At 63.7% G+C, this 12,930-nt stretch carries 12 protein-coding genes; 7 read left to right on the top strand and 5 right to left on the bottom strand.

Annotated features, from left to right (window positions below; genetic code table 11):
* Window positions 1-21 precede the first annotated feature (21 nt).
* Complete coding sequence (locus tag NJ69_RS11855) at window positions 22-1,416, bottom strand: class II fumarate hydratase (RefSeq protein WP_039579297.1); 1,395 nt, start codon at window positions 1,414-1,416, stop codon at window positions 22-24.
* Window positions 1,417-1,572: 156 nt separating this feature from the next.
* On the opposite strand from NJ69_RS11855, the gene NJ69_RS11850 reads away from it, so the two are divergent.
* The 7 genes from NJ69_RS11850 to NJ69_RS11820 all read left to right on the top strand — a co-directional run bounded on the left by NJ69_RS11850 (window position 1,573) and on the right by NJ69_RS11820 (window position 9,331).
* Window positions 1,573-2,097, top strand: a complete 525-nt coding sequence (locus NJ69_RS11850) for a DUF2059 domain-containing protein (RefSeq protein WP_039579296.1) — start codon at window positions 1,573-1,575, stop codon at window positions 2,095-2,097.
* Between the two features lie 10 nt (window positions 2,098-2,107).
* Entirely contained in the window at window positions 2,108-2,404 is a 297-nt protein-coding gene (locus NJ69_RS11845) for a BolA family protein (RefSeq protein WP_039579295.1), read from the top strand.
* A gap of 116 nt (window positions 2,405-2,520) precedes the next feature.
* Window positions 2,521-3,453 carry a rhodanese-related sulfurtransferase gene (locus NJ69_RS11840; protein WP_029611954.1) on the top strand — a complete coding sequence of 311 codons (933 nt, stop codon included), beginning with the start codon at window positions 2,521-2,523 and terminating at the stop codon, window positions 3,451-3,453.
* Window positions 3,454-3,456: 3 nt separating this feature from the next.
* A complete protein-coding gene (locus tag NJ69_RS11835; protein WP_039579293.1) occupies window positions 3,457-4,089 on the top strand; it encodes a DsbA family protein in 633 nt (210 codons plus the stop codon).
* A complete protein-coding gene (locus NJ69_RS11830) occupies window positions 4,082-5,914 on the top strand; it encodes an ABC transporter ATP-binding protein (protein ID WP_039579290.1) in 1,833 nt (610 codons plus the stop codon). The genes NJ69_RS11835 and NJ69_RS11830 overlap by 8 nt, the downstream gene beginning before the upstream one ends.
* 123 nt (window positions 5,915-6,037) lie before the next feature.
* Complete coding sequence (locus NJ69_RS11825) at window positions 6,038-8,494, top strand: EAL domain-containing protein (protein ID WP_039579287.1); 2,457 nt, start codon at window positions 6,038-6,040, stop codon at window positions 8,492-8,494.
* Between the two features lie 45 nt (window positions 8,495-8,539).
* On the top strand, window positions 8,540-9,331 hold the full coding sequence (locus NJ69_RS11820; RefSeq protein ID WP_039579284.1) for a TenA family transcriptional regulator: 792 nt from the start codon (window positions 8,540-8,542) through the stop codon (window positions 9,329-9,331).
* Window positions 9,332-9,369: 38 nt separating this feature from the next.
* Here the strand turns inward: NJ69_RS11820 and NJ69_RS11815 are convergent, their stop codons facing one another.
* The 4 genes from NJ69_RS11815 to NJ69_RS11800 form a co-directional block, all read right to left on the bottom strand.
* Complete coding sequence (locus NJ69_RS11815) at window positions 9,370-10,110, bottom strand: YciK family oxidoreductase (RefSeq protein WP_039579280.1); 741 nt, start codon at window positions 10,108-10,110, stop codon at window positions 9,370-9,372.
* A gap of 48 nt (window positions 10,111-10,158) precedes the next feature.
* The gene (gene mupP, locus NJ69_RS11810) at window positions 10,159-10,830 is read right to left on the bottom strand and encodes an N-acetylmuramic acid 6-phosphate phosphatase MupP (RefSeq protein ID WP_039579279.1); all 672 of its coding nucleotides are present in this window, start codon (window positions 10,828-10,830) and stop codon (window positions 10,159-10,161) included.
* A 2-nt stretch (window positions 10,831-10,832) separates the two neighbouring features.
* Window positions 10,833-11,531, bottom strand: coding sequence for a bifunctional 2-polyprenyl-6-hydroxyphenol methylase/3-demethylubiquinol 3-O-methyltransferase UbiG (gene ubiG, locus NJ69_RS11805; protein ID WP_039579277.1), 699 nt, complete (start codon window positions 11,529-11,531; stop codon window positions 10,833-10,835).
* Between the two features lie 65 nt (window positions 11,532-11,596).
* Window positions 11,597-12,922 carry a TRZ/ATZ family hydrolase gene (locus NJ69_RS11800; RefSeq protein WP_039579276.1) on the bottom strand — a complete coding sequence of 442 codons (1,326 nt, stop codon included), beginning with the start codon at window positions 12,920-12,922 and terminating at the stop codon, window positions 11,597-11,599.
* Between the last annotated feature and the right edge of the window lie 8 nt (window positions 12,923-12,930).

The raw sequence follows: 12,930 nt of genomic DNA, 5'->3' as shown, positions 1-12,930 counted from the left end.
CCGGACGACGTCGACAGCGGGTCAGCCCTTGCCGCCCGGTGCCAGCATGTTCTCCGGCCGTACCCACTGGTCGAACTCTTCATTGCTCAGGTACTGCAACTCCAGCGCCGCTTCGCGCAAGGTCTTGCCTTCGCTGTAGGCCTTCTTGGCAATTTCCGCCGACTTGTCATAGCCGATGTGTGGATTGAGCGCGGTCACCAGCATCAATCCACGTTCCAGGTGCGCCGCCATCTGCTCGGCGTCCGGCTCGATACCGGCCACGCAGTGCTGCTGGAAGTTGCGGCAGCCGTCGGCCAGCAGTTCGATCGACTGCAGCAGGTTGTGGATGATCACCGGCTTGAACACGTTCAACTGCAGGTGCCCCTGGCTGGCGGCGAAACCGATGGTGGCGTCGTTGCCCAGCACTTGGCAGGCGAGCATCGACAGCGCTTCGCACTGAGTCGGATTGACCTTGCCTGGCATGATCGAGCTGCCTGGCTCGTTGGCCGGCAGACGGACCTCGGCGAGCCCCGCGCGTGGCCCGGAGCCGAGCAGGCGCAGGTCATTGGCGATCTTCATCAATGCCACGGCCAGCGTCTTCAGGGCGCCCGCCAGGCTGGTCAGCGGCTCGTGGCCGGCGAGGGCGGCGAATTTGTTCGGCGCGGTGACGAAGGGCAGGCCGGACAGCGCCGCCAGCTCGGCGGCGATGGCTTCTGCAAAGCCTTGGGGAGCATTCAGGCCGGTGCCCACGGCGGTGCCGCCCTGGGCCAGCTCGCAGACTGCCGGCAGGGTGGCGCGGATTGCGCGCTGGGCGTAGTCGAGCTGGGCGACGAAGGCCGACACTTCCTGGCCGAAGGTGATCGGCGTGGCGTCCATCATGTGCGTACGGCCAGTCTTGACCAGTTGCGAATGGCGCGCCGAGAGCTCCGCCAGTCCCGACGACAGTTCGGCGATGGCCGGCAGCAGTTGCGTCTGCACGGCCTGGGCGGCAGCGATGCTCATGGCGGTGGGGAAACAGTCGTTGGAGCTCTGCGAGCGGTTGACGTGGTCGTTCGGGTGCACCGGCAGCTTGCCGCCGCGGCCCTTGCCCGCCAGCTCGTTGGCCCGCCCGGCGATCACTTCGTTGACATTCATGTTGCTCTGGGTGCCGCTGCCGGTCTGCCACACGACCAAGGGGAACTGATCGTCGTGCTTGCCCGCCAGCACTTCGTCGGCCGCCTGCTCGATCAGCCGTGCGAGGTCGGCTGGCAGGTCGCCGTTGCGGTCATTGACCCGCGCCGCCGCTTTCTTGATCAGTGCCAGGGCATGCAGCACGGGCAAGGGCATGCGCTGCTGGCCGATGGCGAAGTTGACCCGCGAGCGCTGAGTCTGCGCGCCCCAGTAGGCCTGTTCAGGAACTTCGACCGGGCCCAGGCTGTCTGTCTCGATACGGCTCATGCTGCGTTCACTCCTTTGTAGAACGAAATCGCAGTTTAGGTCCTGTTTCGTCCGAGCGGTTCAATCGCTCGTCCTGCCACTTGAGCACAACGCCCGCAGCGGCGCAGAATGCTCGACTCCGAGGTATCCGCCTCACCCTTTCATGAAGGAATTGCAATGACCCGTCTTCGTGTCCTCTTTGCCGCCGTCGCCCTGGCCTGTGCCAGTGGCCAGGTCCTCGCCGCCACTCCAAGCCACAACGCCGCCGCCGAGAAGTTCCTGAGCCTGGCCAGTGCCGACAAGCTGGGCACTCCGGTCTACATGCAGGTTCAGCAGATGTTCGCCCAGCGCTTCGCCCAGACCAAAGCGCCGGACTCCAAGAAGCCGGTGCTGGCCAGCTACCAGGCCAAGGCCAATGCTGCGCTGGACAGCGCCATCGGCTGGAAGAAGCTCAAGCCGCAGATGGTCAATCTGTACACCGCGACCTTCACCGAGCAAGAGCTCAAGGACCTGGTCAAGTTCTACGAGTCGCCGCTGGGCAAGAAAGTCCTCCAGGAAATGCCGAAAGTCACCCAGCAATCGGCCCAGCTGACCCAGCAGAGCCTCGAGCCTGCCGTGCCGGTGGTCAACAAGCTGCTGGACGACATGACCAAGGAGCTGGACCCGAACGCCGGCAAGGCCGCCGCGCCAGCGAAGAAGTGAGCCTGACGCGATGAGCATGCAGCAACGCATCGAACGCCAGTTGGCCGAGCTCGGCGACCTGCACTTGCAGGTGCTGAACGAGAGTCACATGCACAGTCGTGGGCAGGAGACGCATTACAAGGCGGTGCTGGTCAGCGAGCAGTTCGCTGGCTTGAACAGCGTCAAACGTCACCAGAAGGTCTACGCCAGCATGGGTGAGCTGATGGGTGAAATCCATGCCCTGGCCATTCACACCTACACGCCGCAAGAGTGGGCGCAAGTGGGCGTGGCGCCGGCCTCTCCGGTGTGTGCAGGCGGCGGGCACTGAAACCTGCTTGTCGTTCTGGTAGAATCCGCGTCATCCGAGGGCCGCTTTGCGGCCCTCTGCTTTTTGTCAAACCCGGTCCGCCCCTTACGAGGGTGACCACCAGGAGAACATGAGTCATGTCCCAACCGATCGTCGTGGCGGCGCTGTACAAGTTCGTCACCCTGAATGACTTCGTCGAACTGCGTGAGCCCCTGCTCAAGGCCATGCTCGACAACGGCGTCAAAGGCACCTTGCTGCTGGCCCACGAAGGTATCAACGGCACCGTTTCGGCCACCCGCGAAGGCATCGATGGCCTGCTGGCCTGGCTGCGCAGCGATGCGCGCCTGGTGGATGTCGACCACAAGGAGTCCTACTGCGACGAGCAGCCGTTCTACCGCACCAAGGTCAAGCTCAAGAAAGAGATCGTCACCCTGGGCGTACCGGGTGTTGACCCGAACCGCCAGGTCGGCACCTACGTCGAGCCCAAGGACTGGAACGCGCTGATCAGCGACCCTGAAGTGCTGCTGATCGACACCCGCAACGACTATGAAGTGGCCATCGGCACGTTCAAGGGCGCCATCGACCCGAAGACCGAGACCTTCCGCGAGTTTCCCGAGTACATCAAGGCCAACTTCGACCCGAGCAAGCACAAGAAAGTGGCGATGTTCTGCACCGGTGGCATCCGTTGCGAGAAAGCCTCCAGCTATATGCTCGGCGAGGGTTTTGAAGAGGTCTATCATTTGAAAGGCGGCGTCCTGAAGTACTTCGAAGAAGTGCCTCAGGAGCAGAGCCTGTGGGATGGCGACTGCTTCGTCTTCGACAATCGGGTCACCGTGCGCCACGACCTGTCCGAGGGCGAGTACGATCAGTGTCACGCCTGCCGCCACCCGATCGACGCCAAGGATCGTGAGTCCGAACATTATTCGCCAGGGGTGAGCTGCCCGCACTGCTGGGACAGCCTCAGCGAGAAGACTCGGCGCAGTGCCATCGACCGGCAGAAGCAGATCGAGCTGGCCAAGGCGCGCAACTTGCCGCATCCGATCGGGCACAACTACAAAGCCGAGGTTTGAGGCATGACGGCACGCCTGCTCTACGTGATGGACCCGATGTGTTCCTGGTGCTGGGGCTTCGCGCCCGTGGCCCAGGCGCTGATCGCCCAGGCGCAGGACGCTGGGGTGCAGACGCAGTTGGTGGTCGGGGGGCTGCGCAGTGGCAGTAGCGCCCTGGATAGCGCGACCCGCCAGTACATCCTCGAGCATTGGCAAGCGGTGGCCGAGGCGACCGGTCAGCCGTTCCGCTTCGATGGCGCCATGCCCGACGGGTTCGTCTACGACACCGAGCCGGCCTGCCGTGCGCTGGTCGCCGCGCGTGGAGTGCAGTGTGCGGATGTCTGGACGCTGCTCGAACTGATTCAGCGCGCATTCTACGAACAGGCGCTGGATGTGACCCGTGCCCCGCAATTGGTGGATTTGGCCGAGCAGGCCGGCTACGCGCGCGAGGCCTTCGCGGCAGCGTTCTCCAGTGCCGATACCCGTGCCCAGACGGCGGCCGACTTTTCCTGGGTGCAGGACCTGGGCATCGCCGGCTTTCCGACGCTGCTGGCCGAACGCAAGGGACAACTGGCGCTGCTGACCAACGGCTACCAGCCGCTGGACAAGCTCGAACCGTTGCTGGGCCGCTGGCTGCAGCAGGCCGCCTGTGCTTGATCTTCCAGGGTCGCCAGACCCTGTGCCGGGGAAGCCCGGCGGTGCGTCGGATCGACTGAGCTGGGCGGAAATCCGTCGCCTGGCGCTGCATCACCGCAAGGCGCTGTGGACTGCCAACCTGGTGGCCGTCCTCGCCGCCGCCTGCAGCGTGCCGATTCCGCTGCTGTTGCCGCTGCTGGTCGACGAAGTGCTCCTGGGCCATGGCGATACCGCACTGAAGTGGATGAACCACTGGCTACCGACTTCCTGGCAGGTCGCAGGCGGCTACATCGGTCTGATGCTGCTGGCCACGTTCAGCTTGCGCCTGGCCTCGCTGGCGTTTGGCGTGATCCAGGCGCGGCAGTTCGCGCGGTTGGCCAAGGATATCGTCTACCGGCTGCGCGTGCGCCTGATCGAGCGCCTCAAGCGCATCTCGCTCAAGGAATATGAGAGCCTGGGCAGCGGCACGGTCACCACGCACCTGGTCACGGACTTGGACACGCTGGACAAGTTCGTCGGCGAAACCCTGAGCCGCTTCCTGGTGGCCATGCTGACTTTGACGGGAACCGCCGCCATCCTGCTGTGGATGCACTGGAAGCTGGCGCTGCTGATTCTGCTATTCAACCCGCTGGTGATCTATTTCACCGTGCAATTGGGTAAGCGGGTCAAGCACCTGAAGAAGCTGGAGAACGACAGTACGGGGCGTTTCACCCAGGCCTTGAGCGAGACCCTCGACGCCATCCAGGAAATCCGCGCCAGCAACCGCCAGGGCTATTTTCTAGGCCGCCTCGGCCTGCGCGCGCGGGAAGTACGTGACTATGCGGTGGCCTCGCAGTGGAAGAGCGATGCCAGCGGCCGCGCCAGCGGCTTGCTGTTTCAGTTCGGTATCGACATCTTCCGCGCGGCCGCCATGCTCACGGTGCTGTTCTCGGATCTGTCCATCGGGCAGATGCTGGCGGTGTTCAGCTACCTGTGGTTCATGATCGGTCCGGTGGAGCAGTTGCTCAACCTGCAATATGCCTACTACGCCGCCGGTGGCGCGCTGAGCCGGCTGAACGAGCTATTGGCGCGTGAGGACGAGCCGGATTATCCCAGTGCCTGCGATCCGTTCAGCGGTCAGCAGACCGTGGGGATCGAGGTGCGCGACCTGCAGTTTTCCTATGCCGACGAGCCCGTGCTCGAGCACTTGAACCTGTCGATCGCGCCAGGCGAGAAGGTCGCCATCGTCGGTGCCAGCGGTGGCGGCAAGAGCACCCTGGTGCAGTTGTTGCTCGGGCTCTACAGCGCCCAGGCCGGGACCATCCGCTTCGGTGGCGCCAGTCTGCAGGAGATCGGCCTGGAAACCCTGCGCGAGCAGGTGGCTGTGGTGCTGCAGCATCCCTCGCTGTTCAACGACAGCGTGCGCGCCAACTTGACCATGGGGCGCGAATGCAGCGACGAGGCCTGTTGGCAAGCGCTGCGCATTGCGCAGCTCGACGCCACCATCGCCGCTTTGCCGCAAGGGCTGGACGCCGTGGTCGGTCGTTCCGGGGTGCGCCTTTCCGGCGGTCAGCGCCAGCGTCTGGCGATTGCGCGCATGGTGCTGGCCGAGCCGAAGGTGGTGATTCTCGACGAAGCCACCTCGGCCCTCGATGCGGCGACCGAGTACAACCTGCATCAGGCCCTGGCACGCTTCCTCAGTGGTCGCACCACCCTGATCATTGCCCACCGCCTGTCGGCGGTGAAGCAGGCCGATCGCGTGCTGGTGTTCGACGGCGGTCGCGTGGCCGAGGACGGCGACCACCAGCAACTGATCGCCGAAGGCGGCCTGTACGCCAAGTTGTACGGCCACCTGCAGCAGACCTGAACGGCACCGAACCTACCCCTGTGATCGTGCGCGGTGCGTGTCTTGTGGCTTGTGGCTGGCCAATGGCCTACGCTGTGCTGGTCTGGGGCAATTAGTGCCATCTGTGCGGTGGGCAGGGACTACATGAAGGGAAATCGGACGCTCGAAGCGCCAAGGCTGCTGGGGATCATCTGGCCCTTCGTCGCTGTAGTGGTTTTCCAAGTGCTCTTGGGCAGCCTCAGTTTGTATTCACTCTCGGCCATGCGTGCTTACGTGGCGGGCGAGAGCCTGTGGTCCAAGGCGCAGAAGGACGCCATCTACTTTCTCAGCCTGTACGCGCAAAACCGTGACGAGCAGGTGTTCCAGCGTTATCACCAAGCCATCGCCATCCCTCAGGGTGACCGTCAGTTGCGAGTCGCCCTCGATCAGCCCGTGCCGGATATAGAGGCTGCCCGTACCGGCATTCTGCAGGGCGGCAATCATCCCGATGACGTCAACCGGATCATCTGGTTCTACAAGAACTTCCGCCACATCAGCTACATGGAACGGGCCATCGACTACTGGAACACCGGTGACGACTACCTGCGACAGTTGGATGGGGTCGCGCGCGAGATGCACGCCGGTTTCACCCAAGGCAGCGCCAGTGAGGCCGAAGTGGCGCAATGGAAAGCACGCATCGTGACCATCAACGAGGGCGTCACGCCTGCTGCCAAGGCGTTCAGCAACGCGTTGGGGGAGGGGTCGCGGATGCTGCTGCGGGTGTTGATGGTCACCAACCTGCTCACCGCACTGTTTCTCATTACCCTGGCCTGGCGTCGTTCGGCACGCTTACTGTCGCAACGCCAGGCCTTCGCCAGTGCTCTGCAGATCGAGCGAGAGCGGGCGCAGACCACGCTCGAATCGATCGGCGATGCCGTGATTACCACCGATGTGGACGGCTGCATCCTCTACATGAACCCGGCCGCCGAGCAACTGACCCACTGGCAAGCCAGTCAAGGCCAGGGCTTGCCGCTGGCGGCACTGTTCAGTTTGCTCGACGAAAGCGCGGAGCAGGACAGTCGCACCTTGGTCGAGCAGGTGCTCAGCGGCAGTCTGAAGGGCGGCGCCGAACATGCACGGCTGATCCAGCGCCTGGATGGCAGTACGGTTTCGGTCAACCTGGTCGGCTCGCCCATCCATACCGATGGGCAGATCAGCGGCATCGTGCTCGCCTTGCACGACATGACGCAGGAGCGGCAGTACATCGCCAATCTCTCATGGCAGGCGACCCACGACGCCCTGACCGGGCTGGCCAACCGCCGCGAGTTCGAGTATCGCCTGGAACAGGCGCTCAACGCCCTGGCCCGCCAGTCCGGGCGCCACTCGTTGATGTTCCTCGACCTGGATCAATTCAAGCTGGTCAACGATACCTGCGGCCATGCGGCGGGCGACGAATTGCTGCGGCACATCTGCGCGGTCCTGCAGTCGGGGCTGCGTGAAGGCGACACCTTGGCCCGGCTGGGCGGCGATGAGTTCGGGGTGCTGCTGGAGAATTGCCGTCCTGAGCAGGCCGAGCGCATCGCCGAGCACCTGCGTCAGACTGTGCAGAGCCTGCATTTCGTCTGGAAAGAGCGGCCCTTCGTCACCACCGTGAGCATCGGCCTGGTGCACTTGGGCCAGTTGGCTGGCACGCTCGAGGCCTCGTTGCGCGCTGCCGACATGGCCTGCTACATGGCCAAGGAAAAGGGGCGAAACCGGGTTCAGGTGTACCACGCCGACGACAGCGAACTGTCCCTGCGTTTTGGCGAGATGGCCTGGATCCAGCGCCTGCATGTGGCCTTGGAGGAAAACCGCTTCTGCCTGTATGCCCAGGAGATCGTTCCCCTCAAATCTGGCGAGGACGCCGGCCATCTAGAGATTCTGCTACGTCTGCACGACGAAAGCGGTCGGACTATTCTGCCCGACAGCTTCATTCCCGCCGCGGAGCGCTACGGTCTGATGCCGGCACTCGATCGCTGGGTGGTGCGCAATGTATTCCAGGTGATTCGTCAGGCGCTGGACGCCGGCAGCGACCAACCGTTGGCCATGTGCGCGATCAACCTCTCGGGTATCAGTATCGGCGACGACAAGTTTCTGGAGTGTCTGCAACGGCTGTTCGACGAGTTCCGCATTCCACCCCAGATGATTTGTTTCGAAATAACGGAAACCAGCGCTATCGCCAATTTGGGAAGCGCCATTCGCTTCATCAATGAATTGAAAGGTTTGGGCTGCAAGTTCTCTCTGGACGACTTCTGCGCCGGAATGTCGTCATTCGCCTATTTGAAACATTTGCCGGTAGACTTCCTCAAGATCGACGGAAGTTTCGTCAAGGACATGCTGGACGACCCCATCAATCGGGCCATGGTCGAGGTGATCAACCACATCGGTCATGTGATGGGCAAGAAAACCATCGCCGAGTTCGTCGAAACGCCACAGATCGAGCAGGCGCTGCAGGAGATTGGCGTCGACTACGCCCAGGGTTATCTGATCGAACGGCCACAGGTGTTCACCTGTGGCTGTCTGCAGCGGCAACGGATTGCAGCAAGGCCCCCAGTTCAGCGGGCGCCGGGGGCCTTCCGCTGACCACGCCAGTGCCCCGCATCATCACAAGGAATCAAGGAGCTGAGAGTGATAGACGCATTCGTAAGGATCGGACCACTGATGGACCCCAAGAGCTATCCTGCCTGGGCCCAGCGGATGATCGAGCAATGTTTCGAGAGCAAGCGTCGTGTGGTGGAGCACGAAATCTACCAGCGCTTGAGCGAAGGCACCTTGAGCAAGCAGACGATTCGTCAGTACCTGATCGGTGGCTGGCCAGTGGTCGAGCAGTTTTCCCTCTACATGGCGCACAACCTCACCAAGACCCGCTATGGCCGCCATCAAGGCGAAGACATGGCGCGTCGCTGGCTGATGCGCAACATTCGCGTCGAGCTCAATCATGCCGACCATTGGGTGAAATGGTGCAAGGCTCACGATGTCAGTCTCCACGACCTGCAGGGGCAGGACGTTCCGCCCGAGCTGAGCTTCCTGAACGACTGGTGCTGGCGCGTGTGCAGCACCGAGTCGCTGGCGATCGCCATGGCGGCGACCAACTACGCCATCGAGGGCGCCACCGGCGAGTGGTCAGCGCTGGTCTATCCCGACACGCCCTATGCCCGCGGATTCATCGAGCGCGGTGACAAGGCGGCGATGCGCTGGCTCAAGCTGCATGCCCAGTACGACGACGAGCATCCTTGGGAAGCGTTGGAAATCATCTGCACGTTGGTGGGCGAACGTCCTTCGCAGGCGTTGCAGGACGAGTTGCGCAAAGCGATCTGCAAGAGTTACGACTGCATGTACCTGTTCCTGGAGCGTTGCCTGGCGATGGAGCCAGCCCAGCGCCAGGCCGTGCACAAACCGGCGTTGGCGTCGGGGGTGTAGATCGAGGGGCGCGCTGTGCACGGCGCCCCATCCTGGGCTCACTGGGCGTTGAAGGCCTGCCCGTTGACGCCCGTGCTGTCCGGCCCCATGAGGTACAGATAGACCGGCATGATCTGCTCGGGCAACGGGTTGTCCTGCGGATTCTCGCTCGGATAAGCCAGCGCACGCATCGCCGTGCGCGTGGCGCCGGGGTTGATGCTATTGGCGCGCACCGGCGCCACGCCTTCCAATTCATCGGCCAGCGTCTGCATCAATCCTTCGGTGGCGAACTTCGACACGCCATAGGCGCCCCAATAGGCCCGGCCCTTGCGACCCACGCTCGAGGACGTGAACACCACCGATGCGTCCTCGGAGAGCTTGAGCAGCGGCAGCAAGGTGCTGGTGAGCATGAACGTGGCATTGACGTTGATGTGCATGACGCGCATGAAGTTGTCGCCGGACAACTGCTCCAGCGGGGTGCGCGGCCCGATGATCGAGGCGTTGTTGAGCAGCCCGTCAAGGCGCCCGAACTGCTCTTCCACCATCACGGCCAGCTCGTCGTATTGGTGGGGCAGGGCGGTTTCCAGGTTGAACGGAATGACCACCGGTTGCGGATGGCCAGCAGCCTCGATCTGGTCGTAGACCTCGTTGAGGTTGGCCTCGGTCTTGCCCAGCAACAGTACCGTGGCACCCAGCGCGGCATAGGCCTTGGCTGCTGCGGCGCCAATGCCGCGACCGGCACCGGTGACCAGAACGACACGGCCTTTGAGCAGGTCGGCACGTGGGGTGTAGTCGAACATGATGTGATCCCTGTCTGTGCCCCGGTAGTAGGGGCGTTGTCCGTCTTCTCAGCAGCCGCACAGGGCGCTGTCGATCACCTTGCGCAGGTCCAGCGGATGGTCCACGACCACGTCCGCGCCCCAGTTGTTGGGGTTGTCCTCGGGGTGGATATAGCCATAGCGCACGGCGGCGGTACGTGTGCCTGCATCGCGGCCAGATTCGATGTCGCGCAAATCGTCACCGACGAACAGCACGCTGGCCGGGTCCAGGCCAAGGGTCTTGCACGCCAGGATCAGCGGCTCTGGGTCAGGCTTGCTGCGGGTGACATGGTCGGGGCAGATCAACAGGGCCGAACGTTCGGCCAAGCCGAGTTGCTGCATGATCGGCTCGGCGAAGCGCACCGGTTTGTTGGTGACCACGCCCCACAGCAAGTTGCCTTTCTCGATGTCGCCCAGCAGCGTGTCCATGCCGTCGAACAGCTTGCTGTGTACCGCGCAGTCACGCTGATAGCGCTCGAGAAACTCCAGGCGCAGGGCCTCGAAACCTTCTGCTTCGGGGTCCATGGCAAAGGTGGCGGCGACCATGGCCCGGGCGCCGCCGGAGATCACGCCTCGGATCAGTTCGTCGTCAACTGCCGGCAGGCCGCGCTCGGCGAGCATGGCCTGGCAGATGGCGATGAAGTCCGGTGCAGTGTCCAGCAAGGTGCCGTCCATGTCGAAGAGAACTGCTCGCAGGCGCATGTTCATTCCTCGCGCAGGGTCTGGATCATGTAGTTGACGTCGACGTCGCTGGCCAGTTTGTAGTGTTTGGTCAGCGGGTTATAGGTCAGGCCGATGATGTCCTTGACCTCCAGCCCGACCACACGGCACCAGGCGCCGAGCTCGGAAGGGCGGATGAACTTCTTGAAGTCATGGGTGCCGCGCGGCAGCATCTTGAGGATGTACTCGGCGCCGACGATCGCTAGCAGATAGGCCTTCGGGTTGCGGTTGATGGTCGAAAAGAACACCTGGCCGCCGGGTTTGACCAAACGCTGGCAGGCACGGATCACCGACGAAGGGTCTGGCACGTGCTCGAGCATTTCAAGGCAGGTGACCACATCGAACTGACCGGGCATCTCTTCGGCCAGCGCTTCGGCGGTGATCTGCCGGTAGTCCACTTCGACGCCGGACTCGAGCTGGTGCAGGCGCGCCACCGCCAGCGGTGCTTCGCCCATGTCGATCCCGGTGACCGTCGCGCCGCGCTGGGCCATGGCTTCGCTGAGAATGCCGCCGCCGCAGCCGACATCCAGTACGGTTTTTCCGGCGAGGCTGGCGCGCTCGTCGATCCAGTTGACCCGCAGCGGGTTGATTTCGTGCAGGGGCTTGAACTCGCTCTCGCGGTCCCACCAGCGGTGGGCCAGGGCCTCGAACTTGGCGATTTCGGCGCGGTCGACGTTGCTCATTGAACAGATCCTCTGAAAGCTTCGATAAAAGGTGTCTCAGGCGAGCAGCCTTGGCTGCCCGCCAGTCATGCTTGGCCGTCGCGAATACGCGCGCCCCACTCGCGGGCGCTGGCGATCAGCGCGGCCTCGTCCATCTGAGTCAGTCGGTGGTTCTCGACCAGGCGCTGGCCCGCCACCCAGACATCGCGCACGCAGTCGCGGCCCGTGGCGTAGATCAACTGTGAAACAGGATCATGCACCGGTTGCTGAGCCAGGCCCGAGAGGTCGAACACAGTGATGTCCGCTGCCTTGCCGACTTCCAGCGAGCCGATGCAGGCCTCCAGCCCCAGCGCCCGGGCGCCGTTGAGCGTGGCCATGCGCAAGGCGCGGTGGGCATCCAGGGCAGTGGCCGAACCGGCAACGGCTTTGGCCAGCAGGGCGGCGGTGCGGGCTTCGCCGAGCAGGTCAAGGGCATTGTTGCTGGCGGCGCCATCGGTACCCAGGGCGACGTTGACGCCGGCCTGCCACAGGCGCTCGACCGGACAGAAACCGCTGGCCAGTTTGAGATTGGAGTGTGGGCAATGCACCACGCTGGTGTTGCTTTCTACCAGCAGGGCCAGGTCGTTTTCGCTGACCTGGGTCATGTGTACAGCCTGCAGGCGCGGGCCAAGCAGGCCCAGACGGGCCAGGCGCGTCAGCGGGCGCTCGCCGTGTTCGGCTTCGCCACGTTGCACTTCATCGGCTGTTTCGTGGATGTGCATGTGCAACGGCGCATCCAGTTGGTCTGCGATGACGCGAATGTTTTCCAGGTTTTCGTCGTTGAGCGTATAAGGCGCGTGAGGGCCGAGGGCGAGGGTGATGCGCGGGTGATGGCGCACGTCGCCGAACAGCGCGATGGCCTGATGCAGGGCTTCGTCGGGGCTGCGCGCGCCGGGAACGGCGAAGTCCATCAAGGGCACGGCCACTTGCGCGCGCATACCACTGCGATGCACGCGGTCACAGGCTTCGCGCGGGAAAAAATACATGTCGGCGAAGCAGGTGATGCCGCCCTTGAGCTGTTCGGCAATGGCCAGGTCGGTGCCGTCTCGCACGAAAGCCTCATCGACCCAGCGCGCTTCAGCGGGCCAGATATGCGCGTGCAGCCAGGTCATCAGCGGCAGGTCGTCGGCCAGGCCGCGAAACAGGCTCATGGCAGCATGGCCGTGGGCATTGATCCACCCAGGGGTCAGCACGCAGTCGGGCAGTTCGAGCACCTCCCGTGCCTGCGGTGCCCGCTCGCGCGGCCCCAACCAGGCGATCAGACCATCGCGAATGCCAAGTGCGTGCCCCTCCAGCACCACCCCGGCCGGTTCCACAGGCACCAGCCAGGTGGGAACGAGCAGCAGGTCAACGGGCAAAGAGGCTGGCGGCATGCGCAGGA

Source organism: Pseudomonas parafulva (genome assembly GCF_000800255.1).
GTDB classification, from domain to species: domain Bacteria; phylum Pseudomonadota; class Gammaproteobacteria; order Pseudomonadales; family Pseudomonadaceae; genus Aquipseudomonas; species Aquipseudomonas boreofloridensis.
The sequence above is the reverse complement of the archived record's forward strand: the minus strand, read 5'-3'. Positions and strand labels throughout refer to the sequence as shown.